This is a genomic window from Pseudomonas sp. VS40, assembly GCF_018587885.1.
GTDB classification, from domain to species: domain Bacteria; phylum Pseudomonadota; class Gammaproteobacteria; order Pseudomonadales; family Pseudomonadaceae; genus Aquipseudomonas; species Aquipseudomonas pergaminensis.
The window spans coordinates 233772-260590 of sequence record NZ_JAGYWD010000004.1 but is presented as its reverse complement, the minus strand read 5'-3'; the positions used below and the strand labels follow the sequence as shown (position 1 = coordinate 260590).

Below are 26819 nucleotides of genomic sequence, written 5' to 3'. Positions count from 1 at the left end.
AGGTGATTGAGTTGGCCGCTGGTCAGTAATCCTTGCGCTTTCTGAAGGCCCAGCGCCCGGCGATCAATGTGAAGGTCGCGACGAGCGCCACCAGAATCCAGAAGCCTTCCGGGTCCTGGGAAAGCGGCACACCGCCCACGTTCATGCCAAAAAAGCCGGCGATGATGTTGATGGGCAACGCCAGCACTGTCACCACGGTAAGGGTGAACAGCGTGCGGTTGCTTTGCTCGTTAAGGTTGGCGGCAATTTCTTCCTGCAACAGCTTGATGCGTTCGCCCAGGGCCATCAAGTCGTTGATGATCAGCGCAAACTCCTCGGTGGATTTGCGCAGCTCCTTCACGTCTTCCTTCTGCAGCCACTGTGGCGGCCGGTTGAGCAGGCGCAGCAGCGAGCCCGGCTCCAGCGCCAGCAGGCGTTGCAGGCGCACCAGCACCCGGCGCGCCGCACCGAGTTCGGCGCGGTTGGTAGACAGGCGCGAAGACAGCAACTGGTCTTCGATATGGTCGACGCTGATGCTGGTCTTGCGCACGATCTGGGTCAGCACCTCACCCTGGTCGCGCAGCAGGTGCACCAGCAGGGCCAGCGGCGAGCGAAAGCTTTCACCGGCTTTTACCGACGAGCGCAGTTTATCCACCGAGTGCAGCGGTTGCAGGCGCGCACTGATCAACAAGCGGCTGCGGGCGCAGACCCATAGCGTGGAAATATCCGACGAGACCATGCTGCTGAAGTTGAACACCACGTCGTTGACCACCGCCAGCAAGGCCGAGTCGACGTGCTCGATGCGCGTGGAACGCGAGCCTTCATGCAGGGCTTCGAAGAACTCTTCCGGCAGGTCCAGGTTTGCCTGCATCCAGCGCTCGCACGCCGCGTGGGCGAGGTTCAGGTGCAGCCACAAAAATTCTTCCGGGTCGTCTGGTTGCCGCAGCGCCTGGAGCGCGGTGGCTGAATCGATCTGCTCGCCCTTTTCACCGGGGCGAAAACGGAAACCGTAAAGCAAGCCAAACAGGTCGGAGTCCTGGTGGCTGTGGTCAATGCTGTGGTTCATGAGGGCTCGCAGAGAAAAGGCCTGTAGGACGTTTCACAGGTCGCGTAGCGAATCATTGCAAGGGGATTTGACAGTTTTGTGACGGTTTGCGAAATATTTCTCTGAGGTGACATTTATTTGACCGTCTGTCAGGAACCGTTCAAGAAGCCTCTAGCACGGCCGATCCAAGCCATTAAGCACCGCTGCGGATGGGCGGTGCTTTTGATGACAAGGAAGTTACGGCGTGCATGCACCCCTTCCTTGTATCGAGGCTTTTCCCCGATGAATGTTTTGCGAACCTCCTTGAGAGCACAAATCCTCTCGCTGCTCGGCGGCAGTCTGTTGGCGATGCTGTTGATCGCGCTGGCCTGTTTCAATTTCCTGTCCAACGGGGTTCAGAGTTATCGCAGTTTGATCGAGGGGCCACTGCTGACCTCACAGTTGATCGACGAGGCCAACCTGCAATTCAAGGTTCAGGTGCAGGAATGGAAAAACGTCTTGCTGCGCGGCAAACAACCCCAGGACATGGAGAAATACTGGGGCCAGTTCCAGGACCGTCAGCGCGATGTGCAAAGAATCCTCACGCGACTGGTCACCCAGACCCACAGTGACCCGGCTCTGAGCCGACGCATCGAAACCCTGCGCCAGGAACACCAGCAACTGGGTGCGGCCTACCAGAAGGGCCGCGATGCCTATGTGGCAGCGGGTGGCGACGCAACCGCCGGCGACGCGGCGGTCAAGGGCGTGGACCGCGCCGCCAGTGAGCAGATGAGTGCGCTGGTCAGTGACTTGCGCGAACAAGGCAGCCAGCAATCCAAGGCCATCAGTGCCTACGCCGAGCGCACCGTGCTGGTGGGCCTGGCGATCATGTTGCTGTCCGGTGTGTTGATCGGCTTGTTCAGCTTGTGGCTGATCAACCGCAACCTGATCCTGCCGATCCGCAGCCTGATCGACTACGTGACGCAACTGAGCCACGGCCGCTTCGCCGAGCGCGTTGCCAGCCGGCGCCAGGATGAACTCGGTCATCTGGCCGCTGCTGCGAATACCTTGCGCGACTTCCTCGCCGAAACCTTCAGCCGCTTGCAGCGCAGCGCCAGCGACCTGGTCGGCGCCAGCGGCGAGTTGAATGCCATCGCCGGGCAGATGGCGACGGGGACCAACGATCAGTTCAACCGCACCGACCAAGTGGCTACGGCCATGACCGAAATGTCGGCCACCGCCCAGGAGGTCGCGCGTCACGCCGCCAGTGCGTCCCGTGCGGCGGATGAGGCCGATCACTCGGCCCGCGAAGGCGGTGAAGTGATGAAAGTCACCATTGCCACCATCGGCCAGATGCGCAACGAGATCCTCAACACCGGCACCATCATTCGTCGTTTGGAAACCGACAGCGTGCGCATCGGCAAGGTGCTGGAAGTGATTCGCGGCATTGCCGAGCAGACCAACCTGCTGGCGCTCAATGCCGCGATTGAAGCTGCGCGCGCAGGCGAAGCCGGCCGTGGTTTTGCCGTCGTGGCCGATGAAGTGCGCAGCCTGGCGCAACGCACGGCGGCGTCGATCATCGAGATCAACGGGATTATCGAGGCGGTGCAAACCGGCGCGGTGGATGCAGCCGAAGCGATTGTGAGCGGGCAGTCGTGCAGCGATGACAGTGTGGAGAAGGTCACCCAGGCCGGCGCCATGCTGGCTCACATCACTCAGGCGGTCGAGGCGATCCGTGACATGAACCGCCAGATTGCCACGGCGGCGGAGGAGCAGACCTCGGTGGCCGAAGACATCTCGCGCAACATCACGCAGATCACCACGGTGGCGACGACCAACCTCGACAACGTCAAGCGCACCGAAGCGGCAAGCCACAACTTGCGTGGATTATCGACCGAGTTGAATGAAGTGACGGCCCGCCTGGGCGCTTGATCAGGCCGTTGGCAGGCGGAACGTAAATACAGTGCCGTGCTCGGCGCTGGTGGAGACGCTCAATTCACCGCCATGGGCGTCGGCAATCTGCTTGACGATATACAACCCCAGCCCCAGGCCGGCCTGGGGTGTGTCCTTGGCGGGGCGTGAGTAGGGCTCGAACAGGCGGGGCAAGGCCAATGCGTCGATTTGCCCGGGGTTCTTGACCGTCAGGTTGAAATGGCCTTGCTCGATCTTTGCCGTGACTTCCACCGGCCCCTCGTGACGGCCATGGTGGATGGCATTCGCGACCAGGTTGGAGAGCAACTGCGCCAGGCGGTCGCGGTCGCCACTTACGCCCTGCAGGTCGCCGATGTCCGCGTGGATCAGCCGTTGCGGGTGCACGCTTTGCACTTCCGAGACCACATGCAGCAAGGCCTCCTGCAAACCCAGGCAATCGCTGATGTTCAGCGGGATGCCGCTGCCCAGGCGGCCACGGGCAAAGTCCAGCAAGTCTTCGACCAACTGCGCGGCGCGGCGACCGCTGGCGAGGATATGGCGTACGAGGGTGTCGGTGGCAGGGTCGGGGAATTTGCGCAGCAGCCGCTCGGCACCGAAGTTGATCGCGAACAGCGGGTTGCGCAGGTCGTGGCCGAGCACGGCAATGAACTGCTCGCGCAGTTCGGCGGTGCCGCGCTCTTCCTGCAATTGCGCTTGGGTGTGAAGCGCGGCTTCCTCGGCTTCGATCTGCAGGGACAGCACCCGGGCGAATGACTCCATGGTCGACTGGATGCTGCTGCTGCTGCGCAGGTCGGCCGGGTTGGGGTCGAGGGCGCAGATAGTGCCGAAGAACCTGCCGTCGGTGCGGAACACGGGAACCGAAATGTAGCTTTCGAATTGGTAGAGGCGCGGGGTGTGGTGGTCTTGGTAGAGCGAGTCTTCGCTGGCCTTGTCGATTACCACGGACACATGGGAGCCGCGAATTTCGTGGCAGATCGTGGTGGTGAGGTCCAGTTCACCGCCCACACCGAGGCCGAAGTCCAGTTGGTCGAGCACGGCGCAGGCGGTCCAGGTGTCGTCGGTCACCCGCGCTACGGCGGCAAAGCGCAGGCCGGTCATGTCGCTGATGACCTTGAGCATCGCGGGGACGGCACTGATGCGGCCAATGGTGGCGATGTCGGCGGCTTTTTGCCCCATGCAGCACTCTCGATCCGGAAGGTGGTGAGCGTTATGCCCCGGCCAATGAGTGGGATTTTAGCGACCTTGTGGGTTGTAGGTGTAATTTCATTCGTTAAGTGGGGATTTTTCCTATGTGCGGGCACAAAAAAGCCGCGCTACCCGAAGGCGCGCGGCGTTGAATGAAGCGGTGACTCAGCTGTCGATCTTGTCTTCCAGCACAGCACCGGTCTTGGCATCGAGCTTCACTTCAAACTTCTTGCCGGCGGTGTCGGTCAGGTCAACTTCGTAGACCAGTACGCCGCTGTTGTTATGGTCCAACTCGGTGTCAGTGATGGTGGCACCCGCGTGTTTGGCCACGGCGGCAGCATTGAGTTTTTCGAAAGGCATCACTGCGCCGGACTTGAGCAGGCCTTCAATCTGGTCTGGGCGAATATCTGCCTGGGCCAGGCCGGCGGTCAGGGTCAGGGCGGTAGCGGCGAACAAAGCGGTCAGGGTTTTCATGGTGTGTGTCCTTCTCTGGTGAGCTGTTTAAGTGGGGCCAGATTAACCAGCGCAACTTAATTCACCCTTAATTAATTCAAACAGTTGCGCAGTTTGTTCAATCCGCCAGGCGCGGGGGATTTCATGCTGGAGGCTCACTTGAAGGGAGACTCGGCATGAAACGGTTAGTGAGTTGGATCTATGCGCCGGCATTTCTGTTCGGCTTTATTGGCTGCGGACTGTGGCAGCCAGACACGCTGATTTTGCTGTTCATTGCAGCGGTTGGGGTGTCGTTCCTGGTGGAGCAGTGGTTGCCTTATGAACCGCAGTGGAATCGCAACCTGGGCGATCGTCGGCGCGACACGTTGCACGCCCTGGTCAATGAAAGCCTGAATGCTGTCGGCTTGTTGATCTTGCCGGGGCTCACCGCGCTGTTGGCGATTGAAGGCCTATGGCCGCGCGGTTGGCCGCTGTGGGAGCAACTGCTGATGGCGATTGTGCTGGCCGATGCCGGTATCACCTTGATGCATTACGCCAGCCACCGCATTGCCGCACTGTGGCGCCTGCATGCGGTGCATCACAGCGTGCAGCGGCTCTACGGCTTCAACGGCTTGATGAAGCACCCCCTGCACCAGATGCTCGAGGCCACGGCAGGTCTGTTGCCGTTGATCCTGCTGGGTATTCCCTTGGACGTGGCGCAACTGCTGGCGCTGGCCATTGCCCTGCAATTGCTGTTGCAGCATTCCAACGTGGACATGCGCCTGGGGCCGTTGCGTTGGGTGTTCGCCTGGGCGCCGGTGCACCGGTTTCACCACATGAAGTACGGTCGCGCCGGGGATGTGAATTTCGGGCTGTTCTTCAACCTGTGGGACTGGCTGCTGGGCACGGCGTTTTATCGCGAGGGCTATCGGATGGGGCCGGGGGACTTGGGGATTGGCAGCCGGCCGGATTTTCCGCGGGCATATGGGGCGCAGCTGTGTGATCCGTTCAGGCCGGTTGGCCTGAGCAAGGAACCACCACTGCCGGACGATTTACGTTAACAGCTGAACATCCAGCTGGCGCAATGAGGCCGCCGCTGTCACACCAAACAACTGCTTCATGGTCCGCGAGAAATGTGCTGAATCAGCAAAGCCCGCGCCGTGGGCGGCCTCGGTCAATGTGCCGCCAGCCAGCGCCAGTTGCAGGGCGATGCGCAACCGTCGCCACAGCACCAGCCGGCGCACGGGCAAGCCGAGTTGATCGCAGAACAGCCGCTCCAGTTGGCTTAATGACAGGTGCGCGGCCTGGGCCAGGGCCTGGGCTGACACTTTGCCGGTGAGTTGTTGATCCAGTGCGGCGAGCGCACGCTCCAGGCGTGGATCATCCAGGCTGCGCCGGGGGAGTTGGCGCAAGGCCTCAAGCGACAGGTCCTGGTGCAGCAGAGGGGCGATATCAAACACGGCAGGTTCGGCATACAGCACCGTGACCTCACCTTGAGTTTCAAGAATGGCGTGAGCCTGTCGCGAAGGGATAAACAGGCGATGGGCCGAAGTGACCTGCCCCTGAAGGCTGACCGTGATCGGCGCGCCGGGGCAGACCATCAACTGGTGGGCGTAGTGCGCATGGGGCGCGGTGCGCCCCAGCTCGCCGACGATCAGGCCGTAGTCACGCCCCAACCACAGGCGGCCTGACCATTCGGCCTTCACTCAGTACTTATAGTCGTTCAGCAGGTCCTGCACGCTGGACGACGGCCAGCGCTTGTAGAACTTCAGCAGTTCGGCGGCACGGTTGGTGAAGATGCCATCGACGCCGGCCTTCATCACTTTCTCGAAGTCCACCGGCTCATCGACGGTGTAGACGTGCACCAGCAAGCCTTTGTCGTGGGTCAGCTTGTTCATTTCCGGTTTGACCAGGTCCGAATAGCTCTGGTCGCCGTGGTCTGTCAGCTCAGCCGAGGGACCGGTGCCGATGGCGCCGAGGCTCTTGGCTTCGTCGACCCACTTTTCGAACTCGGCCGCGTCTTTCGGCTCTTGCTTGGCGTAGTAGGCGGCCTTGGTGGTTTCGCCGGATTCAGCAAATGTCTGCTTGTTCTTCGGCTCGATGCTGCCTTCACCCACCCACAGCAACAGGATCTTCGGGGTGTTGGGCATTTCTTTCTGCAGCTCTTTCAGGCTCGCCACTTCGAAAGTTTGCAGCACCACGCGGCCCTTGCCCTGGCCAACGCCGGTGTTGCTCTTGCCCAGCTTGGAGCCGGCGGAGCTCAGCCAGCCTTTGTCCAGGAGCTTGTTCTTGAGGTCGGCTTCGATGCCCGGGAATTGCTTGGGCTCCTTGGTTTCGATGTACAGGCCGGGTTTGTGCTGCGGGTTGCCTTCGGCGATCTTGATGATGTCGTCCAGGCTCTGGATTTTCAGGCCGACGAAACCTGGGCGCGCGCGGTCCGGGTAGGCGGCGTTGAACCAGCTGCCGGCGTCGAGGGTTTGCAGTTCTTTCCACGTGAACTCGTTGGCCGGGGCGTCCTTGCGGTCGGGGAACTTGGTGGCCACGTCGGTGGTGCGCTGCAGGTTGTTGTCATGCAGGGCGAACAGCACGCCGTCCTTGCTGCGCTGCAGGTCCATTTCCAGGTAATCGGCACCCAGGTCGCGGGCGACCTTGTAGGCGGCGGCGGTGGACTCGGGGGCATCAAAGGACGCGCCACGGTGGGCGATCACGGCCGGGTACGGAATGCCTTCGTTTGTCGCCAATTCAGCCGGGCTGATCGGGTCTTGCGCATGTGCCTGGCCAAGGCCGAGCATCAGGGCGAGCAGCAGGGCGCTCTTGGTAAACGTGACAGGCATATGCGAAGTCCTTTCGTGGAGGTAGCTTTGAGAAGGCCTCCTTTTTAACAATTGATTGCGAAAGGCGCTATCACCAAACCGACATTAACGTGCGCACGGGCAAAATTTTCGGGTTTTTAAAGGAGGCATTGCAGTATTCTTGGCCGCAGCTGCCCCGTCAGAGGGCGGTACTTCCCGCCACGCGTGTAAACCATCTTTCCAGTCCCAGTGGGACTTTTCAGTGAGGTTTACCATGCGCATCACTTCCGAGCTTATCTGCCAGGCCGCCGACCAACTCCACGGTTTTGTTGGCCTCAACCGCAAGACGGGCCAGTACATCGTGCGTTTCAGCGAAGATTCCTTCGGCATGGACGTGGCCGATGACGGCATCATCCCCACCGCCGAATTCGTCTGGCTACCGGCCCCGGAGCAGACCATGACGCTGTCCCGCGAACGCATCCAGTTGCTGCTGGACCAGAACATCGACGACCGCATCAATATCACCGAGCCGCTGCGGGTGTATATGCGGCGCGTGGAGATCCCGCAGATCAGTGCGTTGCGCAGTCTGGTGAGCTAGCCCTGTGGCGCTCGGCTTTTTTTGGCAGGCGTACTTGTTGTGGTGAGCGGGCTTGTCGAATCGTCGCAGGGGGTTACTTGCTTTCGAATGCGTAGGCCCGTTCGACTTTGCATACCCGGGTCTGGAAGGCCGAGTACCAAGTGGCGCGCCCCTGTTCGCGCACCGCCTGGTGCTCGGCCTGCTGCTTCCAGGCCAGGATCGCCGCTTCACTCTCCCAGTACGACACGGTGATGCCCAGGCCGTCTTCCCGTGCGGACTCCACGCCGATGAACCCCGGTTGTTCACGCGCCAGTTCCAGCATGCGGCTGGCCGCCTGGCCGTAGCCTTGATCGCCTTCGGTGCGCAGTGAGCTGAAGATCACCGCGTAATAGGGCGGCGAAGGTGTGCGGGCGATCATTCGGACGTCGCCTGACAAGCTTTGAGCAGGGCCACCGCCAAGGGCGGGGTAATACCTTGCAGCGCGGCGCGTTCGGGTTGGAAGAGGGTGGCGACGAAGAACGGGTGGTCGAGCAGTTCCACCGCGCGCAGGTCGCCAGCCGAATCATGGCCGCTGGGGATCAGGTCGCCTTCGAGCAGGGCATCGAGGAACTCGGGGTTCACGCCGTAACGGCAGCGATAACCTTCCTGCACATCCAGGGGGCCATAGGCCTCGGCGATCCGGGTGTAGGGTGCCAGGCGCACGGTGTCGGTGGCCTCCACCAGGGCACAGCTCAGTGGCGCGATCACGGCGCGCTTGGCCTGCGGCGCGAGTTCGCCATGCTCGGCATCCTTCCAGCCCAGGACATTGCGCGCGTATTCCAGCACGGCATGCTGAAAACCGCCGCACGTGCCGAGGAACGGTCGGCGTTGCTCGCGGGCAAACCGGATCGCTCGCATTGCGCCGTCAGTGTCGCGGTAAGGGCTGGCGGGGACGCACCAGAAACCGTCGAAGTCATGCAGTGATTGGGGCAGGTTATCGGTGTCGAGCCACCGCACGTGCACCCCCACGCCGAGGCTCTCGGCCGCCTGTTGCAGCGCCACGGGGATGGCCTGGTGGGCGATGACATCGGGGTTGTAATCGCCGATCAGGGCGAGGTGCAGAGGCGTGGTTTTCATCGTGTACATCCCATGGCTTGTGGTGTCCTGAGGCGCACTATAGATTGGCGCTCACGCAATCAATATTGGCGTTTTAGCACATGCTCAATGCAGTCACGCACTATTCAATTGACTACCCCGACCTGTCGCTGATCCTCGCCCTGGTGCGCGGCGGCACCCTCGCACGGGCAGCAGCATTGCTGCGGGTGGATGTGTCCACGGTGTTCCGCGCCGTGCGGCGCCTGGAGGCGGCACTGGGCCAGACGCTGTTTGAAAAAAGCCGCGCCGGTTACTTGCCCACCAGCCTGGCGAGCAATTTGGCGCAGCAGGCGGAACGCGCCGAACAGGCGTTGGAAGCGGCGCGCATCGGCGTGGAGCAGGGCGGTGAAGTGATCAGCGGCACGGTGCGCCTGACCTGTACCGACTCGGTGCTGCAAGGGTTGCTGCTGCCCGCCCTGGCGCAGTTCATGCCGCAGTACCCGGCGCTGACCCTGGAACTGAGTACGTCGAATGATTTTGCCAACCTCAGCCGCCGCGACGCGGATATCGCCCTGCGCTTGACCAAGGCACCGCCGGAGCACCTTGTCGGACGGTGCCTGGGCAGCGTGTCATACCAAGTCTGCGCCAGTGTCGACTATGCCCGCCGTCACGAAGGCGGCGAGTTGGCTGAGCTGGCCTGGATCGCCCCGGATGACTTCCTGCCCGATCACCCCACGGTCGCTTGGCGCCGCGAGCATCTGCCCGGTGTGCGCCCCAGTTATCGCTGCAACAGCATGCTGTCGGTTACCGAGTTGGTCCGCGCGGGGTTGGGGGTGGCGGCGTTGCCGGATTTTCTGCAGGGTGAAGGCCTGCAACCGCTGGGCCCCGCATTGGCAGGGCACGATACCGCGTTGTGGTTGCTCACGCGTCCTGACTGCCGGGCGTTGCGCTCAGTGGTGACCCTGTTTGATGAGCTGGGCCGGCACCTGCGCTTGCCTTAGGTTTTGCGCACAAAGTGCTCATGCATTTCGCACGTCAGGCTTTCGATATGTTCGGTCAGTTGTTTGGTCATTTCCGTGAGCCGGGTGTTTTGCTCCAGCAGCTCCAGTAGCTGCTTGGTGGTCTGCGCGGCCTGGGCCTGGCGTTCGGTGTTGGCGATTGCCAGGGCTTCACGGTGCTGGGCGTCGGCATCGGACTGGGCTTTGTCGCGGGCCGCCTGGCGCGTCTGGGCCAGCAGGATCAGCGGCGCGGCGTACGCCGATTGCAGGCTGAACGCCAGGTTGAGCAGGATGAACGGGTACACGTCGAAGTGCGTGACACCGGTCATGTTCAACACCACCCACAGCACCACGATTGCGGTTTGCGCGCCCAGGAAGGTCGGTGTGCCGAAGAAGCGCGCGAAGGCTTCGGCCTTGAGGGCAAAGGTGTCATTGCCGAAGGTCGGTGCCAGGTGGGCGTGGGCGCGGTGGAAACGAAGGTGGTCGACGGGGGCGGCTGCAGGCTTTTCTGGGGTCATGGCGGGCTCGGGTCATCAACAAATAGTCAGTGAAGCACTATAGACCGAGCCCCCGGCCGCCCGCATGAAGATCGGGTCAGTTGGCCCCACGCTCATTGGCAAACACACTCACCGCTTGCACGGCCTCGCTGGTGCCTTCGCGAATCTGCAGGATCACCGTGCCGGCGCGGTTGGCCAGGTCGACGCCTTGCGCGGCACGGTCGCGGGTGCCGTCCATGCTGTGGATGGCCTGGCGGGTTTCATTCTGGATCATCGCGATCATGCTGGAGATTTCCGCCGTGGAACCACTGGTGCGCGCCGCCAGTTGCCGTACCTCATCGGCCACCACGGCAAAGCCGCGACCTTGTTCGCCTGCCCGCGCGGCCTCGATGGCGGCATTGAGGGCCAGCAGGTTGGTCTGGTCGGCGATGCCGCGAATGGTGTTGACGATGGTGGTGATCTGCTGCGAACGCTCGCCCAGCCTGGCGATCTTCTGCGAAGAGCCATCAATGTCGGCAGCGATTTCGCGCATGCCGCTGGCCGTTTGCTGGATCACCTCGGCGCCTTTCTCGGCGATGTCCCGGGTGTTCAGCGAGATGTGGTACGCCTGGGCGGCACTGGCGGCGTCGGCGGCATGTTGCTGCACCCTGGCAGTGACGTCCGAGGCAAACTTGACCACTTTGCACAGGCGCCCGCTGGCGTCGTACACCGGGTTGTAATTGGCTTCGAGCCACACCGTCTGGCCTTTTTTGTCCACCCGCTCGAACTGGCCGCTGAACAGTTCCCCCTGGTTCAAGCGCCGCCAGAAATCGCTGTAGGCCGAACTGTTGGCCAGCTCGGTGGTGCAGAACAGGCGGTGATGCTGGCCCTGGACCTGTGCCAGGGTGTAACCCATGCGCTGCAGGAAGTTCGCGTTGGCGGTGATGATGGTGCCGTCGAGGTTGAACTCGATCACCGCCATGGCCCGGCCGATGGCTTCGAGCTTGGCGTTGGCTTCGCTTTCGGCCTGCAGGCGCGGGGTGACGTCCATGGCGTACTTCACCACTTTGATCACCTGGCCGGTGCTGTCTTGCACCGGGTTGTAGCTGGCTTCGAGCCACACCGACTGGCCATCGCCGGCCACCCGTTCAAAGGTGCCGGACTGGAACAGGCCGTTGCGCAGGTTCGACCACAGCTGGCTGTACTCGGCACTGCGGGCGAACGCCGGGGTACAGAACATGCGATGGGACTGGCCTTCAATCTGTTCGGCGCGGTAGCCCATGGTCTGGAGGAAGTTGGCATTGGCCCGCAGCACGTTGCCGTGCAGGTCGAATTCGATCACCGCCATGGAGCGCTCGATGGCGTCCAGCAGGCTGGTGTGCTGGGCAAGGGTGTGTTGCAGGGACTCTATGGTTTTCTTGTGCGCGTTGAATAGCATGTTCGGGTGCTCGGACAAGCAGGCTGCTGGAGTTTCCTTGGTATGCGCCTGCCCCCGTAAGGCGTGCGCCATACGGTTGACTTGCTCATTGTCAGCTTCCTTGTGCTGACAGAGGGGGTGGAACAACGGGTTAAGAGTGATCAGCCTGACAAGAAGTTCGCCCCAAGGGCAGGACCTTTTTTGGGTAGGCGACCAGTGGTGGCATTATGCTTTCTTGTGGTGTGTCGGCAGGAAGATTCAGACGAGCTGTCGTGCCACCGTTTCAGGCGGAGTGGGCGACCTTCTCGTCGCTCACGTTGACCCGGTTACGCCCGGTGTCCTTCGCCGCATACAGGGCGCGGTCCGCTGCATCGAGCCACATGGCGGCATTGGTAAACGACGGCTGGAACCCCGCCAGGCCGATGCTCAGGCTTACGCGCAATTCAGGGATCTGCGGGTTGCGGTAATTGCTGAAGGTTTCGCGCATGCGTTCCATCACTTGGGCCGCTTGTTCCAGGGGCATTCGCGGAAGAATCACACAGAACTCATCGCCGCCGTATCGCCCGGCCAAGTCGTTTTCCCGCAGGTTGCGCCGCAGCTCCAGGCTCAATTGCCGCAGTACCGCGTCGCCGACGATATGGCCGTGGGTGTCATTGATCTGCTTGAAGTGATCGATATCGATCAAGGCGATGGTGGCGTGGCTTTGCTGTTGCTGGCACTTGTGAAACTTGAGGTGCAGCAGGTCCTTCCAGGAACCGTGATTGAGCAGGCCCGTGAGGCTGTCGATGCGGCTCAATGCACTGAGGGCGCGTTTGTGTTCCGACAGTTTGATCGCCAGTTGATAGCAGACCATGCCAATGGCCATGGGGTAGAGCGTGAGCATGGGCAGGCAGGCGTAGACCTGAACCAGGCTGACCGAAGGGTTGAACTGCAGGCCGAACAGCAGGGCGCCGATACCCGCGCCGAGCACCTGGGCGTAGGCACCGCGTATCAACAGGCGCTTGCCACCGGCGGCCACGTTGTTCATGGCAACCATCGACAGCAGGGTCACGGTGGTCAGCGGGGTGAACTGCAGGGTGGCAGCCCAGAAACCGCTGAACAGCGCGTCATACACCAGGTTGCGTTGCTCGGCGTCGTAGGGAAATTTAGAGCGGGTCGCCCATTGATACGCCAGATGCGGCCAAACGAAACCATTGACCAGCAACAACGCCCAGATCCAGCCCGGCTTGGCCAATGGATACAGCGCCGCTATTACGCTGATGCAGCACATGGCTGTGCCGATGATCCTTGGCTTGTAGATGCGCCGGGCAAAGGAAAGCCCTTTGCCTTGTCTGTTTTCCATAAATTCCAGGGTGAGCTCTTTTGTGCAATACGACAACACGCGTTCGCAGGCTTAACCGTTGATCGGATAACACCCATGAATATTGTCAGTTATTCGCGTGGGAATAATCAGTGTCCTTCCAGGCCATTTGCGCAAAACAGAGGGCGAATGCGTCAAAAACGACCTGGGATGTCGTTTGCACAACAGCGTTACAGCGGGTGCGGCGGGGTGACTTCGTAGCCAGCCAGGAACAGGTCGATGGCAGACTCGATGACACTGGCCTGGCAGGCGGCATCGAGGGTGGGCTGGCCGAGGGTGATCTGTGGCCAGAAGGCGAAGGCCTTGAGCAGGCTTTGGATCTGGTGCGCGGCAAACGCCGGGTCGCTGCAATTGAGCCGGCCGTCTTCCTGCGCGGCGCGCACCCACTGGGTAAAGCCTTCTTCACGCTTGCTCAGGCGCGTCACCATGTCTTGCGCACGTTCCGGCGAATGGATGGTGGCAGCGATGGCAACCCGGGCCAGGTCAAGGAAGTTGGCGTCCGACATCATCTTCATCTTCGCCTCCAGCAGCCCGCGCAATTGGTCACGCAGCGGGCGGTCGCTGGCGTAGCTGACGTCGAGTTGGGCGACGCTGCTGGCCCAGAGTTGATGGAGAATTTCAGCGAACAATTCTTCCTTGCTGGGGAAGTGGTTGTACACCGTGCGCTTGGATACGCCGGCGGTGGCGGCGATCTTGTCCATGCTGGTCACCTCGAAACCGTTCGCGCGAAACTCGGCGATGGCCGCGGCCACGATGGCTTCGCGTTTGCGGTCGGTGAGGCGTTGAGGGGCAGTCATGGGTGGCGCTCGGCTCTTCAGGTCAGGGAAACTTACACTCGGTAGTTTACTTGCTCCGAATTTTGTTGCAATCTTGAAACTACACTGTGCAGTGTAATTTATGAGCGAGCCGTAGGAGTCACCCGGTCATGGCCACCCTCTCATCCCGTGTCGATTCATCGCCAGCCACGCGCAAGCCTGCCGAGCAGGACCAGAAGCACTTCAGCAATGAGGCGCCTGTGCAGCACGGGGGCTTCGGCAAAACCTTGCGTATTTTCTGGAACATGCTGTTCAACAAACCGCGCACCACGCGGCCGGTAGGGCAGATCCCGGTGCAACCACTGACCCGCGAACAGCTGCTGGCAGCCCCGGATCACAGCGTGTTCCGCCTCGGGCATTCCACCGTATTGCTTAAGATGCGCGGCAAATTCTGGGTCACCGACCCGGTATTCGCCGAGCGCGCCTCGCCGTTCAGCTGGGCCGGTCCCAAGCGTTTCCACCAGCCGCCCATCAGTCTTGAAGCGCTGCCGCCGCTGGAAGCGGTGATTCTTTCCCACAACCACTACGACCATCTCGACCGCAAGGCTGTCGTGCAACTGGCCGACAAGGCCCGCTATTTTCTGGCGCCGCTGGGCGTGGGTGACCTTTTGGTCAAGTGGGGCGTAGACGCCAGCAAAGTGCGCCAGTTGGATTGGTGGCAGGGTACCGAGGTGGAGGGCATTCGATTCGTCGCCACGCCTGCACAGCATTTTTCCGGGCGCGGTCTGTTTGATGCCAACCAGACCCTGTGGTGTTCCTGGGTGATGATCGATGACGCGCGACGGATCTTCTTCAGTGGCGACACCGGCTATTTCGACGGCTTTAAACGCATCGGCGAACAATACGGCCCGTTTGACCTGACGCTGATGGAAACAGGTGCTTACAACGTCGATTGGCCCCATGTGCACATGCAACCGGAGCAAACCCTGCAAGCACATATCGATCTCAAGGGGCGCTGGCTGCTGCCGATTCACAACGGCACCTTCGACTTGGCCTTCCATGCCTGGCACGAACCCTTCGACCGCATCATGGCCCTGGCTTGGGAGCGCAATGTGTCGATCACCACGCCGCAGATGGGGCAGGTGTTCAGCTTGAATCAACCTGAGCGCGGGGTGGCCTGGTGGCTGGAAGTCGAAACCCAAGGCGCGCAAGAGCACCTCGCCGGCTGAAGGCAGGCGCGTGGGAAAAAAGGAGTTTTCAAACTGTTTCAGTGCTGCGACAGGCGCCAGGCAACGGTGCGATGATCCCCGGCAAGTCATTTGTCGGGTGCGGGTTTCATGGAGCGCAAGTGTAAGAAATATTGGCAGCTGGGCTTGCCCTGTTCGACGGGGCTACCGGTGCCTGGGCCTGCTGAGTCGTCGGGTCTGGCAACGCCAACCCACGAGCCTGCAAGCCCGGGTGGTATCGCTTTCGGCGTCGATCCCCAGGCTCATGTCAGCTTGAGAGGCGGCGTCCCGATCCCGGGGTATGACGTCCCCGGATTACCCCTCAAACTCCAGCGCGACCCGTCGCTGTCATTGATTGCGCTGAGTGGCATTGACCCCTCCGGGCCGGTAATGGTGGAAGTGCCCCTGGTACAGAACAACACCACCTTTACGGCTGACAGTGCGTTGGAGGGCAGGCGCCTGGGGTTCGCCGAGCGATGGGTGGACGCTCAGGAACATCAGTTGATTGAGCACACCCCGTCCTTCCTGAGAGCGCTGGATATCCTGCGCCGCTCCGGAGTGGTGCTGGTTCCGGTGCATGCACACCGGACCAAGACCCTGCATGCCCGCAATGAAATCGATGAGCGTGTGCACGAATTCCGCTTGGACGCCTTGATATCCGACAGTCGCAGCGCCGCATTCCATGGGGCCTGCTGGAGTGGTTACCCGGGGGTTGGCGAGCCGCTCGATGATGGCGCGACGCTGTGGTTCTACGGTGCGCGATGGGCAAAAGAAAGGTTGGCGGCCCTGATACGGGAGTATCGAAGCATCCTTCGCTTGATGGCCCCATAGGAAAGGCTACCCGCTGCGCTGAACTGTCCCACACCGTAAATGGCCCACATCCCGCTGCCGGGCAGAAGAAGAGTTTTTAGACTGGCCCACGGATCAACGTTGATCCTTCGTCATGTCTTACTCTTCGAGAGGTCTTATGTTCGGTATTGCATATGGAATGGGCTCCGTCGTCCGGCAAGTTGTACAGTCGTTTGCAGGAGACTACTCAGCGGTTGCTTCAAACCCCGTTCCCCCTGGGACCGAGTACCTCAGTGTCAAAGAGCTTGGCGAGCACATGGCCCGGCCAGGCGGGCTCAGCTCGGCCGACCTGGTCACGTACCTGCAGGCGCGCATTCGCAGCGTCGACCCGCAACTGAACGCCGTCATCGAACTCAACCCCGGGGCACTGGAGGCCGCGCGCGAGCTGGATCGCGAGCGCGCCAGCGGCAAGGTACGCGGGCCGCTGCATGGCATTCCCATTTTGCTCAAGGACACCATCGAAACTGAAGGCATGCAGACCAGTGCAGGTGCTTTCGGGCTGGTGGGTGAAGCGGCCGGCAAGAACGCCCCATTGGTCGACTACCTGATCAGGCAGGGCGCGGTGATCCTCGGTAAAACCAACATGACCGAACTGGCTGGGTTTCGTGGTGGTCCCGATGGCTGGAGCAGCCGGGGCGGACAAACCCGTAACCCGCACCATGCGGATGCCGACGTCGGAGGTTCCAGCTCCGGGTCTGCCGCCGCAGTCGCGGCAGGGTTGGCCCCCTTGGCGGTGGGGGCTGAAACCAATGGTTCGATTATTGTCCCGGCCGCGCGTAATGGGGTCGTCGGGCTCAAGCCCAGCGTTGGCCTGCTGGACCGCAACGGGTTGATTCCCGCGAGTCAGAACCAGGACACACCGGGCCCGATGGCGCGTTCGGTGTTTGATGCTGCGTTGATGCTCAATGCCATGTCGGGCAGCGATCCACAGGATCCGGCGAGCGTGGGCGCACCCCAAGGCATTGATTACACGCAGTTGTTGGTTCCAGGCGCGTTGAAAGGCAAGCGTATCGGTTATCCCGCGACGTTTTCCAAAGATGGCGAAACCCTGTCAGTCGATAACAGCGAGCAATTCAATCGGACGTTGGACGTGCTACGCGAACAAGGCGCGGTATTGGTGCCGGTCAACCTGCGGCTGGCCGATGCATCACGTTACGACGAGTTGCTGCTCTCTGATGTTAAGGATGAGCTGAACAGTTACCTCGGCAAGCGTCCGGGCCTACCGGTCAAGTCGCTGACCGAACTGATCAAGTTCAACGACGAGCGCGATGGGGCTGACGCGGATCACCAGCCCATCCTCAAGGAAATCAATGCCCAGACCCTGACGCCGGAGCAGCGTAAACCCCTTTGGGACGCGCTCATTCAGGACTTCCGCAGCACCATGGATGACCCGATCAAAGCGGAAAACCTGGACGCCATGGTGTCGGATTTCGAGACTTACAGTTATTTCGGTGTGGCAGTGGCCGGTTACCCTGGAATCACCGTCCCCTCCGGTAAGGATGAGGATGGGCTACCGACCAGTGCCTATTTTTTCGGGACCCGATGGTCCGAACCGACCTTGCTGGCCGTGGCCCATGGATACGAGCAGGCAGCCCAGGCTGATTTCAAGCCGGCACTTTGACGCCGTAACGGGCGGCGGGTGTGCGATGTGACAGCGTTGGCCCCAAGGCCGGGCGCTACGCACCATTCGGTTGAGGGGTGGGTGAGTCAAGTGATGCGGACGTTGTGCCGATCAAACGAGAGATGATCCCTTGCGCTACGGGTTCGGCTGCGGCGGTGTCAAAGCGGCGCACACTCATGCCCCACCCCGGCGCAAACCCAGGGAAAAACACCAGCCCTTCAGCCTCCAAACGAAACGCCAGGGCCAGGCGGGTTTCGTCACCCACGTCGCATTGGCTTTCAAACTGTTGAACCGCTTCAACCGTCACGCCTGCCTGAAGCGCCAGGTGTTCCCGGCTCCAGCCCAGCATCGCACGGGCCTGTGCGCTGTGCTTGGCGGTGAATTGATGCAGGACGATCTGCTGTTCTACAAAAGAGCTCATTGCCAGGGAGGACATGGGGTTTCTCCAGGGTTCGACGGGGGAGGACAAACTATACTGTGTTTTTGTACAGTTGTTTTGACCGCTCATCAACTGGATTATCAACGACCCCCTATTCCAGCCCTGGCGCCTCGCGAATGATCAGGTGATCCAGGTTCTCGATATTTGCGCTGAACACCCCGAACGTCTGCTCGGGGTTCTTCTTGCTGGGCACCTGTTGGAGTGCTGGCGTCACCCCATAGAAGAAGCAGTACAACGCCCGCTCACTGTCCACCGCCGCCTTGATCTGCTCCAGGAATGCCTTGCGCTTGCGGTAGTTGTCGATGAGTTTTTTGCTCAGGTAGACATTCACCGAGTAAGGCTTTTTGTCGAGCCACACTTTCTTTTCGAAGTCGATGCGAAAGCTGCTGGTGTAGTCCTTGATCGCCTTGATTTTGCCCCAGTAGATCAAGCCCTTGTTGTCCTGCAGGTATTCGATCTTTTTGAAGTACGTCCAGTAGGTCGCGGTGTGCTCGCCGATCTTCAACGGCATGGACTTGAGTTTGTCCTTGTCATCGATGTTGGACACAAAGCATTCCACCGGGTGGGCGAACACGCTGGTTTTGTCCGGGGTGCTGTCGTGGTTGCCGGGGAATGCAGTGGCACGGACAGAAGGTGCTTTTGCGGGGGCTTGAGGGCTATTTCCTTCGGTGCCAGCCAAGGGCGGCTTGCGTTCGTACTGTCTACGAGTCAGTACAAATTCCGAGGGGAAATTGTCCTCACGCTCGTCGTCACCTTCACCGCTCGCGGTCTTGTGGGTGCTGGCATAACGACAACCGTCAATGTGTCGGGTACTGGTTTTGTTCTTGAAGTGCGGCGTGCGCAGGTAGTTGACGTTCTTGGCGTTGAACGTGCTCAGCGCGTTGCTCGCATCAAACGCTGCACGGCACTGATCGTTGGGGCAGAGGAAGCTGTCGTGGTCGGAATCGAAATCAGTGGTTTCGTCGAAATTCAGGTCTCGTACGTCGTAGATCGACAGCTTGTCGTCGAGACTCAGGCTGTAGGCCGTGTCGAATTTCATGGGGCTCGGGTCCGTGAGAAGTTTCGCTATTAATAGCGGGATCCGGCGCAAATATCAGCAAGAACCTGCAACCCTTCGCCCGCTCAAGAAGCACAGCGTTCCACCGACCGCAGTCAGCGCCCCCAATGCATAGAACATGCTGGCCGGCGCCGCATTGATCAGCAGATAGCCGCAAATCACCGGGCTCATCGCCCCTCCAAACGCGGCCAGGTTCTGCGCGCCGTAGTAACTGCCGCGCAGTGCATCCGGCGCGATGGTATCGATAAACAGGAACTCGGAGGGGTAGATGATCATCTCGCCGAGGGTGAATACGAACATCGCCAGGCACCAGGTAAGCAGGCTGTCCGCGAGGCTGAAACCGATCAGTCCGGCAATGAACAGCAGCGTGCCGAGCACGATCCAGTAGCGCAGTTGTTCACGCTTGAGAAAGCGGCCGATCTGGTACTGCATCAGAATTACGGTGATGGCATTGCACGCCAGCACCGCAGACAGAATCTTCAGCGCCTCGGCGGGCTTGTAGGCCACCAGCAAGAATTGCGACAGATACAAGGTGTAGCGCCCATGGACAATGGTGCTCAGCAAGCTGCCGCTGGTGAACAGGATGAGCGTGCGGTCGCTGCGCAACGTGCGCAGGGTGGTGAGAAAACTCAAGGGCTTGTTGCTGTCATCCCGTTGGGTGGGCGGGATGCCGATCATCAGGAACACGCTGCCAAAGGCGATCGCACTGGCAATCAGGAACGGGGCCAGTTGCAGGTGGCCGGCGATCACCACGCCGACCATCGGGCCTGTGGCGTAGCCGACGTTGGTCAGGGTGTAGCGCAGGGAAAACACCTTGGCACGGTCACCCACCGGCAGGTTCTCGCTGATGATGGCTTTTGAGCCAATCAGGAACAGCGCCGACGCTGCTTCGGTGATGACCAGGGTCAGGGTGGTGAGGTAGAGGTTGCTGGCAAAAGTCAGCAACAGAAAACCGATGGAGCTGGAGAGCATGGCCAGGATCAGCAGCTTGCGCTTTTCCAGGCGGTCGATGATGTAGCCGCCGTACAGGCCCAGCAAGGTCGCAATAAAGACGGCAATGCCCATCAGCAGGCCGATGTCCTGCTGGTTCAGGCCCAGGCGAGTACTCAGCAACAGGGCCAGCAACGGGCTGGTCATGGCGCGGCTGACCACGATGGTCACCGAGCAGATCATCAGGCGGCGGATTACCAGGGAGTAGGTGGCCACGGTGGGGGCAAGTGTCCTTGTTATGTTCTCAAGACAACACACATCAAATGTGGGCGCTGGCTTGCCTGCGATAGCGGTGGTTCAGGCAATGATGATGCAAGCTGACCTGCCGCCATCGCAGGCAAGCCAGCTCCCACACTTGGATCGACTTACTGACCGGAGTTGATGGTGATCTTCTCGACTGCGCCTTGCTCCAAGTCCCACTTTTTCAGGATCTTGCCGTAGGTGCCGTCATCAATCATGCCCTGCAACGCTTCACTGATCGCCGTGACCAGTTCCGTGTTGCTCTTCTCAATCCCAAGCCCCGTGAATTGCTTGGCAATCGCCAGGCCCACCGGCTTGTACTTGCCCTTGTCCAGCGACATCAAGTAGGGAATGGTCTCGCTGCCCTGCATCGCGGCATCCAGGCGATTCTGCTGCAACTGCGCCCGCGCATCCGCCGAACCTTCGGTGCCGATCACCACGATCGCCGGCTTACCCGCCGCCTCGCAGTTTTCCTTGCTCCATGCGGCAATTTCCGACGGCCAGGTGGTACGGCGGCTGGTGCCGACTTTTTTACCGCACAGGTCTGTCAATTCCTTGAGGTCTTCACGCTTGGCCAGGGTGTAGAACTGCGGGCCGCTGGTGAAGTAGTCGATGAAGGTCACGGCCTTCTGGCGTTCGGCGGTGTCGGACATGCCCGACAGCACGATGTCCACGCGCTTGGTGGTCAAGCCGCTGAGCATCTGCTCGAAGCCGGTTTCCTGCCACTTGATCTTCACGCCCAGGCGCTCGGCCAGGGCGTTGCCCAGGTCAAAGTCCAGGCCGGTGATCTTGTTGGTGGCCGGGTCCTTGAAATCCATCGGCGGATAGTTCGGCACGATGGCCGCGCTGATCTCGCCCTTGTCCTTGATTGCCGCCGGCAATGCCGCGAAAACAGCGGAGGAGGCCATCAGGCCTGCAAGCAACGTTGGGATAAACAATTTTTTCATGGGGGCGTTCTCGTTTGTTTTTTAGTTAAGTGCGAACGGCAGAAATAAAGCTTTGGGTACGCGGGTTTTGTGGGCTTATTAGAATTTCTTCCGGGCTGCCGGCTTCCACAATCTGGCCGGCATCCATAAACACCATGCGGTTGGAGACTTCGCGGGCAAAGCCCAACTCATGGGTGACCACGATCATGGTCATGCCGGTGGTGGCCAGGTCGCGCATCACCGACAGCACTTCGCCTACCAGCTCCGGGTCGAGGGCTGACGTGGGTTCGTCAAACAGCATCAATTTGGGTCGCATCGCCAACGCACGGGCAATCGCTACCCGCTGTTGCTGGCCGCCGGACAATTCCACCGGGTACGCATTGCGCTTGTCCGCCAGACCGACGCGGGCCAGCAGCTCCAGCGCGTCTTCGATGGCTTCCTTGGGCGAGCGCTTGAGCACCTGGCAGGGGCCTTCGATGATGTTCTGCAACACGGTCATGTGCGGGAACAAATTGAAGCGCTGGAACACCATGCCGGTGGCCAGACGCTGGCGGGCGATCTGCGATTCATTCATCTCATGCAGCTTGTTGCCGACGACGCGGTAACCCACCAGTTCGCCGTCGACCCACAGGCCGCCCTTGTCGATTTTTTCCAGTTGATTGACGCAACGCAGCAGGGTGCTTTTACCGGACCCCGACGGGCCGATGATGCACATCACTTCGCCTTGCTCGACCTCGATATTGATGTCGCGCAGCGCGTGATACTGGTCGTAATACTTGTTCAGGTTGACGGCCTTGACGATGCTTCTCATGGGGCAAATCTCCTCAACCCAGACTTACGAACGCTTGCCGGCGCCGCGGGCAAAACGACGCTCGAGGCGGCTTTGACCAAATGAAAGAACAGTCACCACCGCCAGGTACCAGATGCCGGCCACGATCAGCAGCTCCATGACCCGCGCGTTGGCGTAGTAGATGTTTTGCGCGTTGTGCAGCAGCTCCGAGTACTGGATCACACTGGCCAGGCTGGTCATTTTCACCATGCTGATGAACTCGTTGCCTACAGGCGGAATGATCACTCGCATCGCCTGCGGGAGAATGATCCTACGCAACGCCTGCAGGCTCGGCATGCCGATGGACTTGGCGGCTTCGTACTGGCCGGTATCGACCGACAACAGGCCGGCGCGCACCACCTCGGCGGTGTAGGCGCCCTGGTTGATGCTGAGGCCGAGCAGGGCGGCCACGAATGGCGTCATCAGGTCGACGGTGTCGATGCTGAACAGGCCGGGAATCGCGATCACCGGGAAAATCAGCGCCAGGTTGAACCACAGCAGCAGCTGCAGGATCAACGGTGTACCGCGAAACAGCCAGGTGTAAGTGATGGCCACGTAGCGCAGGATCGGGTTGGCCGACATGCGCATGATGGCTGTGATCACCCCGATCACCACACCCAGTGCCATCGCCAAAATCGACATGACAATGGTGTTCACCAGACCCCAGAGGATGGCCTCAGACGTGAGGAACTGACCGATGTAGGACCATTCGATCTGGCCATTGGCGAATGCGCGCAACAGCGCGGCCAACACGATCACGATCAAGGTGGCAAAAAACATCCGCCCGTAATAACGACGCGGCACGTGTTCGTACTGCGTGATATCGAACTGGTTCTCGGACAACTTGCGCTCGGCTTCCAAGCGCTCTGCCGGGGTTTGGTTCATGGTGATTCTCCAAAAAAGCGATTACCGCTGTACTCGGTGCAACTGTTGAAACCCGATTCAATGTGGGAGCTGGCTTGCCTGCGATGGCGATCTTGTGGACGCTATCGCCGGCAAGCCGGGCTCCTACAGGTGTGGGTTAAATTCTAAAACCGGTGTAGCTGTCGGCCCATTGCTGTTGGGTCGCCAACGCCACTTTCAACCGCCCAATCTGCTCCCGAACCCGCTCCGGCGCCGTCCCACCCCACCCACTGCGCGCGGCAATCGCCGCTTCCAGTGTCAGGCAGTCGCGCACTTCGGGTGCGAGTCGTGCATCCACCTCCGCCAACATCGCCGGCGAGGCTTCCCACAACTCAATCTCATGCTTCTCACAGGCCTGTACCAGCGCGCCGGTGATTTCATGGGCTTCTTTGAACGGCACACCACGGGTCGCCAACCAATCCGCCACCTCAGTCGCCAAGGTAAAGCCCATCGGCGCCTGACGCCGCAGCTCTTCCACCTGCACCTTCATGGTCGCGACCATTCCCGCCATCGCCGGCAACACCAGCAGCAACGTATCCACACTGTCCAGCACGCTGTGCTTGTCTTCACTCAAATCGCGGTTGTACGACAGCGGCAGCGACTTGAGCGTCGACATCAACCCGGTCAGGTTGCCAATCAAGCGCCCAGCCTTGCCCCGCGCCAATTCGGCAATGTCTGGGTTCTTTTTCTGCGGCATGATCGAGCTACCCGTGGCGTAGGCATCATCCAGCACCACCCAACGAAACTGCCGTGACGACCATAGGCAAAACTCTTCGGACAGGCGCGAAATATTCACCCCGAGCATGCCCGCCACAAACAGGAACTCCGCCACATGGTCACGGCTGGCGACGGCATCAATGGAGTTTTCGCACGGCCCGGTGTAGCCCATTTCCTTGGCCGAATGCTCAGGCTGGCGCGCAATCGCAGAACCTGCCATCGCGGCAGCGCCCAAAGGCGACAAGGCCGTGCGCGCATCCCAATCCACCAGACGTTGCACATCCCTCAACATCGACTGCGCGTGAGCCAGCAAGTGGTGAGCGAACACAATCGGCTGCGCTTGCTGCAAGTGGGTAAAGCCGGGGCAGATGCTCTCGATATGCTGCTCGGCCTGCTCCACCAACGCCTGCTGCAAACCCAGCACCTCGGTGGTGATGGTGCGCGCATGGTCACGTAGGAAAAGACGTAGATCGTTGGCGGTCTGGTCATTACGCGAACGCCCGGCGCGCAACTTGCCGCCCAAGGCGCCCAGGCGCTCGGTCAATACGCGTTCGATAAAGGTGTGTACGTCCTCGTCATCCAGGGTCGGGTGCAAGCGGCCGGCGGCGAAGTCGTGGCCGATCTGGTCCAGGGCTTCGAGGGTGCGCAGGGTCTCCGACTCATCGAGCAACCCGGCGCGCTGCAACTCACGGGCATGGGCACGGGAGCCGGCCAGGTCGTAGGGCGTCAGGCGGAAATAGCGCTCGGGGCAACGCGACAACGCGGCCAATGCAGCAGACGGGCCGGTCTTGAAACGAGCGCCCCAAAGGCGGTCGGTGGGCTGGGACATGGGTATTCCTCACGCTTGTTTTTAGAAGAGTCGGAGGCAGTAAAAATAAGGTTTCAACTAGACTGAATCAGCGTCTGACGCGCTGTATTCAAGGTTGCCAAGGGCGGATGTTTATGTTCATTATCGCCGCCTGGCTATGTTCAAGGACTGGGTTGAAGCCTGTTGAATATGGCACTTGAGGTCAACGCGTATTATGGAAACTCCACTTTCCACTTCTGGAAACCTGCCGCCAAAACCCGGCACAAGACCGCCCCTGCAGTTGAGCGGGCTGGACTTCAAATTGCTGCGCGTGTTCATGGCCGTGGTCGAAGCGGGCGGCTTCAGTGCCGCGCAAAACGAGCTGAACGTGGGGCTCGCGGCCATCAGCAAACAAATCTCCGACCTCGAGATTCGCATCGGCATGCGCCTGTGCACACGGGGCAGGGAAGGGTTCGGGCTGACCGAAGAAGGCAAGTTGGTGTATCAGGCGTCCATAGAGTTATTTACCTCGGTGGACAGTTTTCGCGACAAGCTTAGTTCGGCGCAAAACGAGCTTATTGGCGATCTTAGTGTGGGCGTTATTGATAACACCGTGTCCGATGTTAATTCCCCGCTAATTGCCGCGTTGGGGAAATTACATAGCGAATCGCCAAAGATTAGATTGCGCCTACACGCCTCGCAACTGGACGAAGTTGAGCGCGGCGTGGTGGAGGGACGCTTGATCGTCGGCATCGTGCCGGTGTACCAGCGCCGCGAAGAATTCGATTATTTCCCGCTGTATGAAGAAAAGGCCCACGCCTACTGTGCCGTAGGACACCCACTCTTCGACGCGAACGACATCACGCCCGAGGTCTTGCGCCAATACGAAGTGGTGAACCATCGGTATGCGATCCACCGCGACAAGGCCAACTTCGTCAACTATGACAGCCAGTCCGCCTCGGCCTCACAAGTCGAAGCCGTCGCGATCCTGATCCTTACTGGCCGTTTCCTCGGCTTCTTGCCCGAACACTACGCCATGCCCTTGGTAAGAGAAGGGCGCCTGCGCGTACTGTGCCCGGAGCACGTTCACCTGAGCACCGCCTTCAACCTCATCCTGCGCCACAACGCCCCGCGCAGCCCGATGGTAAAAGCCTTCGCCACAGCCCTGGGCGTAAACCTCAAAGCCACGACATAAACGCCCGTTGAACACCGATTAACGGGCTGACAAAGATCAAATGTGGGAGTTGTCGAGCCCTAGCGAGGCTACGAAGGGATCACATCGGGCTACCTATCGAGCCCACCCACCCGCATCACCGCTGCAACCGAGCCCGCTTCTTCTTCGCATGAAAATGCCGAAAATGCGCATCCTGCGCCGCCGCCAATAACTCCCGATCCCCACGCGTATCGCCCCAGGCCCGCAGCCGATATTCGCCCAAATCCCCATACACCGCTTCAAGTCGCAGCACCTTGTTCTCACAGCGGCAGTTGTTCCCAGTGAGCTTACCGGTCAACACTCCATCCACCACCTCAAGCTCAGTCCCGATCAACTTGATCCCGAGCCGATTCGCAAACGGCTGCAACACCAACGCCGGTGACGCCGAACACAGCGTGACCTCCGCTCCGGAGCCCAACTCCTGCTCCACCGAAAGCACCCCCGCCGGCCGCATCAACCGCGCCCAGTTGCGCTGGCAATACTCCTCGGCCTTCTGCTGCACCCACGTCTTCTGCACCCCAGTCATAAAGGTGCGGATCAGCTGCGCCTTCAACTCATCCCGGCTGATCTGCCGCACCAAAAAGCGCAGCCCCGGCACCGCCAGCTTGACCATCCGGCCATAAAACTCACCGGTGCCAAAGGCAAACTTGAGGAAGGGCACGAAACTGTCGTGGTGGGTCAGGGTGCCGTCGAAGTCAAAGACGGAGAGTACTTTGGCGTCAGCGGGGCCGGCTTCGAGCATGTCTGGGTTCACGGGTTGGCCTCGGTCCTATCTGGTATTTTTTGAGTGTGCATCAGGTGTGACAGCGGGAGATGACTCCCGTGCCAATCTTCCGACGTTGCGGTAAAGCGCTGCAGTGAAAGCGTTCCGATCACTCGACCGGTGACAACGCTGATGACAATTGGGGCACAAGGCTACAGCATTGGTGATGCGATCCGAACCCTTCTGGGCGAGGTGGCCGGCCTGATGTGCTTCAAGAAGTGGCCATTCATCGTGCATAAAAAAGCCCTGAACGTGTCA

27 protein-coding genes and 1 pseudogene are annotated in these 26819 nt (G+C 60.6%); 8 read left to right on the top strand and 20 right to left on the bottom strand.

Going from position 1 to position 26819, the window contains the following annotated elements; translation table 11 throughout:
* Positions 1 to 22: 22 nt before the first annotated feature.
* The gene (locus KHP07_RS13950) at positions 23 to 1045 is read right to left on the bottom strand and encodes a transporter (protein WP_078049920.1); all 1023 of its coding nucleotides are present in this window, start codon (positions 1043 to 1045) and stop codon (positions 23 to 25) included.
* Between the two features lie 261 nt (positions 1046 to 1306).
* Between KHP07_RS13950 and KHP07_RS13945 the strand changes: the two genes are divergently transcribed.
* Positions 1307 to 2935 carry a methyl-accepting chemotaxis protein gene (locus KHP07_RS13945; protein WP_214497359.1) on the top strand — a complete coding sequence of 543 codons (1629 nt, stop codon included), beginning with the start codon at positions 1307 to 1309 and terminating at the stop codon, positions 2933 to 2935.
* Here KHP07_RS13945 and KHP07_RS13940 read toward each other — a convergent pair whose 3' ends face one another.
* Entirely contained in the window at positions 2936 to 4111 is a 1176-nt protein-coding gene (locus KHP07_RS13940; protein WP_214497358.1) for a sensor histidine kinase, read from the bottom strand. It lies immediately after the preceding gene.
* A gap of 174 nt (positions 4112 to 4285) precedes the next feature.
* The gene (locus KHP07_RS13935; RefSeq protein WP_214497357.1) at positions 4286 to 4594 is read right to left on the bottom strand and encodes a PepSY domain-containing protein; all 309 of its coding nucleotides are present in this window, start codon (positions 4592 to 4594) and stop codon (positions 4286 to 4288) included.
* A gap of 155 nt (positions 4595 to 4749) precedes the next feature.
* On the opposite strand from KHP07_RS13935, the gene KHP07_RS13930 reads away from it, so the two are divergent.
* Positions 4750 to 5613, top strand: a complete 864-nt coding sequence (locus tag KHP07_RS13930) for a sterol desaturase family protein (protein WP_214497356.1) — start codon at positions 4750 to 4752, stop codon at positions 5611 to 5613.
* Here KHP07_RS13930 and KHP07_RS13925 read toward each other — a convergent pair.
* Both KHP07_RS13925 and KHP07_RS13920 read right to left on the bottom strand, forming a co-directional pair.
* Complete coding sequence (locus tag KHP07_RS13925) at positions 5605 to 6258, bottom strand: helix-turn-helix domain-containing protein (protein ID WP_214497355.1); 654 nt, start codon at positions 6256 to 6258, stop codon at positions 5605 to 5607. The genes KHP07_RS13930 and KHP07_RS13925 overlap by 9 nt on opposite strands.
* The gene (locus KHP07_RS13920) at positions 6259 to 7386 is read right to left on the bottom strand and encodes a glycerophosphodiester phosphodiesterase family protein (RefSeq protein WP_078049915.1); all 1128 of its coding nucleotides are present in this window, start codon (positions 7384 to 7386) and stop codon (positions 6259 to 6261) included.
* Positions 7387 to 7618: 232 nt separating this feature from the next.
* Between KHP07_RS13920 and KHP07_RS13915 the strand changes: the two genes are divergently transcribed.
* Positions 7619 to 7942: a DUF2025 family protein gene (locus tag KHP07_RS13915; protein WP_032891062.1), complete on the top strand. Its 324-nt coding sequence runs from the start codon at positions 7619 to 7621 to the stop codon at positions 7940 to 7942.
* A 73-nt stretch (positions 7943 to 8015) separates the two neighbouring features.
* Here KHP07_RS13915 and KHP07_RS13910 read toward each other — a convergent pair whose 3' ends face one another.
* Together KHP07_RS13910 and KHP07_RS13905 are read right to left on the bottom strand one after the other, a co-directional pair.
* Complete coding sequence (locus KHP07_RS13910; protein WP_099494350.1) at positions 8016 to 8339, bottom strand: antibiotic biosynthesis monooxygenase family protein; 324 nt, start codon at positions 8337 to 8339, stop codon at positions 8016 to 8018.
* The gene (locus KHP07_RS13905) at positions 8336 to 9037 is read right to left on the bottom strand and encodes a CTP synthase C-terminal region-related (seleno)protein (RefSeq protein WP_214497354.1); all 702 of its coding nucleotides are present in this window, start codon (positions 9035 to 9037) and stop codon (positions 8336 to 8338) included. The genes KHP07_RS13910 and KHP07_RS13905 overlap by 4 nt, the downstream gene beginning before the upstream one ends.
* An 80-nt stretch (positions 9038 to 9117) precedes the next feature.
* Here KHP07_RS13905 and KHP07_RS13900 point away from each other — a divergent pair, with 80 nt between their 5' ends.
* Positions 9118 to 9996, top strand: a complete 879-nt coding sequence (locus KHP07_RS13900) for a LysR family transcriptional regulator (protein WP_214497353.1) — start codon at positions 9118 to 9120, stop codon at positions 9994 to 9996.
* Here KHP07_RS13900 and KHP07_RS13895 read toward each other — a convergent pair.
* From KHP07_RS13895 to KHP07_RS13880, 4 genes are all read right to left on the bottom strand, one after another.
* Positions 9993 to 10511 carry a DUF1003 domain-containing protein gene (locus KHP07_RS13895; RefSeq protein WP_078049911.1) on the bottom strand — a complete coding sequence of 173 codons (519 nt, stop codon included), beginning with the start codon at positions 10509 to 10511 and terminating at the stop codon, positions 9993 to 9995. The genes KHP07_RS13900 and KHP07_RS13895 overlap by 4 nt on opposite strands.
* 76 nt (positions 10512 to 10587) lie before the next feature.
* On the bottom strand, positions 10588 to 11907 hold the full coding sequence (locus tag KHP07_RS13890) for a methyl-accepting chemotaxis protein (protein WP_214497352.1): 1320 nt from the start codon (positions 11905 to 11907) through the stop codon (positions 10588 to 10590).
* Positions 11908 to 12169: 262 nt separating this feature from the next.
* Complete coding sequence (locus KHP07_RS13885) at positions 12170 to 13228, bottom strand: diguanylate cyclase (RefSeq protein ID WP_078049909.1); 1059 nt, start codon at positions 13226 to 13228, stop codon at positions 12170 to 12172.
* 188 nt (positions 13229 to 13416) lie between these two features.
* Positions 13417 to 14043: a TetR/AcrR family transcriptional regulator gene (locus KHP07_RS13880; RefSeq protein ID WP_078049908.1), complete on the bottom strand. Its 627-nt coding sequence runs from the start codon at positions 14041 to 14043 to the stop codon at positions 13417 to 13419.
* Between the two features lie 128 nt (positions 14044 to 14171).
* Here KHP07_RS13880 and KHP07_RS13875 point away from each other — a divergent pair, with 128 nt between their 5' ends.
* From KHP07_RS13875 to KHP07_RS13865, 3 genes are all read left to right on the top strand, one after another.
* Positions 14172 to 15230, top strand: coding sequence for an MBL fold metallo-hydrolase (locus KHP07_RS13875; RefSeq protein ID WP_214497351.1), 1059 nt, complete (start codon positions 14172 to 14174; stop codon positions 15228 to 15230).
* 108 nt (positions 15231 to 15338) lie between these two features.
* Positions 15339 to 16058, top strand: a complete 720-nt coding sequence (locus KHP07_RS29560; protein WP_250883562.1) for a hypothetical protein — start codon at positions 15339 to 15341, stop codon at positions 16056 to 16058.
* Positions 16059 to 16194: 136 nt separating this feature from the next.
* Positions 16195 to 17697 carry an amidase family protein gene (locus KHP07_RS13865; protein ID WP_214497350.1) on the top strand — a complete coding sequence of 501 codons (1503 nt, stop codon included), beginning with the start codon at positions 16195 to 16197 and terminating at the stop codon, positions 17695 to 17697.
* A gap of 55 nt (positions 17698 to 17752) precedes the next feature.
* Here KHP07_RS13865 and KHP07_RS13860 read toward each other — a convergent pair whose 3' ends face one another.
* The 7 genes from KHP07_RS13860 to argH form a co-directional block, all read right to left on the bottom strand.
* Complete coding sequence (locus KHP07_RS13860; protein WP_078049905.1) at positions 17753 to 18133, bottom strand: helix-turn-helix domain-containing protein; 381 nt, start codon at positions 18131 to 18133, stop codon at positions 17753 to 17755.
* 94 nt (positions 18134 to 18227) lie between these two features.
* Entirely contained in the window at positions 18228 to 19175 is a 948-nt protein-coding gene (locus tag KHP07_RS13855) for a hypothetical protein (protein WP_214497349.1), read from the bottom strand.
* Positions 19176 to 19229: 54 nt separating this feature from the next.
* Entirely contained in the window at positions 19230 to 20399 is a 1170-nt protein-coding gene (locus KHP07_RS13850; protein WP_078049903.1) for an MFS transporter, read from the bottom strand.
* 149 nt (positions 20400 to 20548) lie between these two features.
* Positions 20549 to 21370, bottom strand: a complete 822-nt coding sequence (locus KHP07_RS13845; RefSeq protein ID WP_078049902.1) for an ABC transporter substrate-binding protein — start codon at positions 21368 to 21370, stop codon at positions 20549 to 20551.
* Between the two features lie 25 nt (positions 21371 to 21395).
* On the bottom strand, positions 21396 to 22160 hold the full coding sequence (locus KHP07_RS13840) for an amino acid ABC transporter ATP-binding protein (RefSeq protein WP_010208290.1): 765 nt from the start codon (positions 22158 to 22160) through the stop codon (positions 21396 to 21398).
* Between the two features lie 24 nt (positions 22161 to 22184).
* Positions 22185 to 23063: an amino acid ABC transporter permease gene (locus KHP07_RS13835; RefSeq protein ID WP_016979819.1), complete on the bottom strand. Its 879-nt coding sequence runs from the start codon at positions 23061 to 23063 to the stop codon at positions 22185 to 22187.
* Between the two features lie 136 nt (positions 23064 to 23199).
* Positions 23200 to 24627, bottom strand: a complete 1428-nt coding sequence (argH, locus tag KHP07_RS13830) for an argininosuccinate lyase (protein WP_214497348.1) — start codon at positions 24625 to 24627, stop codon at positions 23200 to 23202.
* Between the two features lie 193 nt (positions 24628 to 24820).
* On the opposite strand from argH, the gene KHP07_RS13825 reads away from it, so the two are divergent.
* On the top strand, positions 24821 to 25780 hold the full coding sequence (locus tag KHP07_RS13825) for a LysR family transcriptional regulator (protein ID WP_214497347.1): 960 nt from the start codon (positions 24821 to 24823) through the stop codon (positions 25778 to 25780).
* A gap of 115 nt (positions 25781 to 25895) precedes the next feature.
* Here KHP07_RS13825 and KHP07_RS13820 read toward each other — a convergent pair whose 3' ends face one another.
* On the bottom strand, positions 25896 to 26540 hold the full coding sequence (locus KHP07_RS13820; RefSeq protein WP_068932303.1) for an HAD-IB family hydrolase: 645 nt from the start codon (positions 26538 to 26540) through the stop codon (positions 25896 to 25898).
* A gap of 27 nt (positions 26541 to 26567) precedes the next feature.
* Positions 26568 to 26801 (bottom strand): annotated as a pseudogene (locus KHP07_RS13815) (HNH endonuclease); the annotation flags it as partial.
* Positions 26802 to 26819 lie beyond the last annotated feature (18 nt).

Coding starts and splice junctions, on each gene's coding strand:
- argH (WP_214497348.1), bottom strand. CDS start 24,627: ATGTCCCAGCCCACCGACCGCCTTTGGGGCGCTCGTTTCAAGACCGGC.
- KHP07_RS13940 (WP_214497358.1), bottom strand. CDS start 4,111: ATGGGGCAAAAAGCCGCCGACATCGCCACCATTGGCCGCATCAGTGCC.
- KHP07_RS13935 (WP_214497357.1), bottom strand. CDS start 4,594: ATGAAAACCCTGACCGCTTTGTTCGCCGCTACCGCCCTGACCCTGACC.
- KHP07_RS13905 (WP_214497354.1), bottom strand. CDS start 9,037: ATGAAAACCACGCCTCTGCACCTCGCCCTGATCGGCGATTACAACCCC.
- KHP07_RS13885 (WP_078049909.1), bottom strand. CDS start 13,228: ATGGAAAACAGACAAGGCAAAGGGCTTTCCTTTGCCCGGCGCATCTAC.
- KHP07_RS13880 (WP_078049908.1), bottom strand. CDS start 14,043: ATGACTGCCCCTCAACGCCTCACCGACCGCAAACGCGAAGCCATCGTG.
- KHP07_RS13840 (WP_010208290.1), bottom strand. CDS start 22,160: ATGAGAAGCATCGTCAAGGCCGTCAACCTGAACAAGTATTACGACCAG.
- KHP07_RS13945 (WP_214497359.1), top strand. CDS start 1,307: ATGAATGTTTTGCGAACCTCCTTGAGAGCACAAATCCTCTCGCTGCTC.
- KHP07_RS13895 (WP_078049911.1), bottom strand. CDS start 10,511: ATGACCCCAGAAAAGCCTGCAGCCGCCCCCGTCGACCACCTTCGTTTC.
- KHP07_RS13875 (WP_214497351.1), top strand. CDS start 14,172: ATGGCCACCCTCTCATCCCGTGTCGATTCATCGCCAGCCACGCGCAAG.
- KHP07_RS13920 (WP_078049915.1), bottom strand. CDS start 7,386: ATGCCTGTCACGTTTACCAAGAGCGCCCTGCTGCTCGCCCTGATGCTC.
- KHP07_RS13845 (WP_078049902.1), bottom strand. CDS start 21,370: ATGAAAAAATTGTTTATCCCAACGTTGCTTGCAGGCCTGATGGCCTCC.
- KHP07_RS13910 (WP_099494350.1), bottom strand. CDS start 8,339: ATGATCGCCCGCACACCTTCGCCGCCCTATTACGCGGTGATCTTCAGC.
- KHP07_RS13890 (WP_214497352.1), bottom strand. CDS start 11,907: ATGCTATTCAACGCGCACAAGAAAACCATAGAGTCCCTGCAACACACC.
- KHP07_RS29560 (WP_250883562.1), top strand. CDS start 15,339: ATGGAGCGCAAGTGTAAGAAATATTGGCAGCTGGGCTTGCCCTGTTCG.
- KHP07_RS13915 (WP_032891062.1), top strand. CDS start 7,619: ATGCGCATCACTTCCGAGCTTATCTGCCAGGCCGCCGACCAACTCCAC.
- KHP07_RS13860 (WP_078049905.1), bottom strand. CDS start 18,133: ATGTCCTCCCTGGCAATGAGCTCTTTTGTAGAACAGCAGATCGTCCTG.
- KHP07_RS13930 (WP_214497356.1), top strand. CDS start 4,750: ATGAAACGGTTAGTGAGTTGGATCTATGCGCCGGCATTTCTGTTCGGC.
- KHP07_RS13835 (WP_016979819.1), bottom strand. CDS start 23,063: ATGAACCAAACCCCGGCAGAGCGCTTGGAAGCCGAGCGCAAGTTGTCC.
- KHP07_RS13820 (WP_068932303.1), bottom strand. CDS start 26,540: ATGCTCGAAGCCGGCCCCGCTGACGCCAAAGTACTCTCCGTCTTTGAC.
- KHP07_RS13900 (WP_214497353.1), top strand. CDS start 9,118: ATGCTCAATGCAGTCACGCACTATTCAATTGACTACCCCGACCTGTCG.
- KHP07_RS13950 (WP_078049920.1), bottom strand. CDS start 1,045: ATGAACCACAGCATTGACCACAGCCACCAGGACTCCGACCTGTTTGGC.
- KHP07_RS13865 (WP_214497350.1), top strand. CDS start 16,195: ATGTTCGGTATTGCATATGGAATGGGCTCCGTCGTCCGGCAAGTTGTA.
- KHP07_RS13825 (WP_214497347.1), top strand. CDS start 24,821: ATGGAAACTCCACTTTCCACTTCTGGAAACCTGCCGCCAAAACCCGGC.
- KHP07_RS13855 (WP_214497349.1), bottom strand. CDS start 19,175: ATGAAATTCGACACGGCCTACAGCCTGAGTCTCGACGACAAGCTGTCG.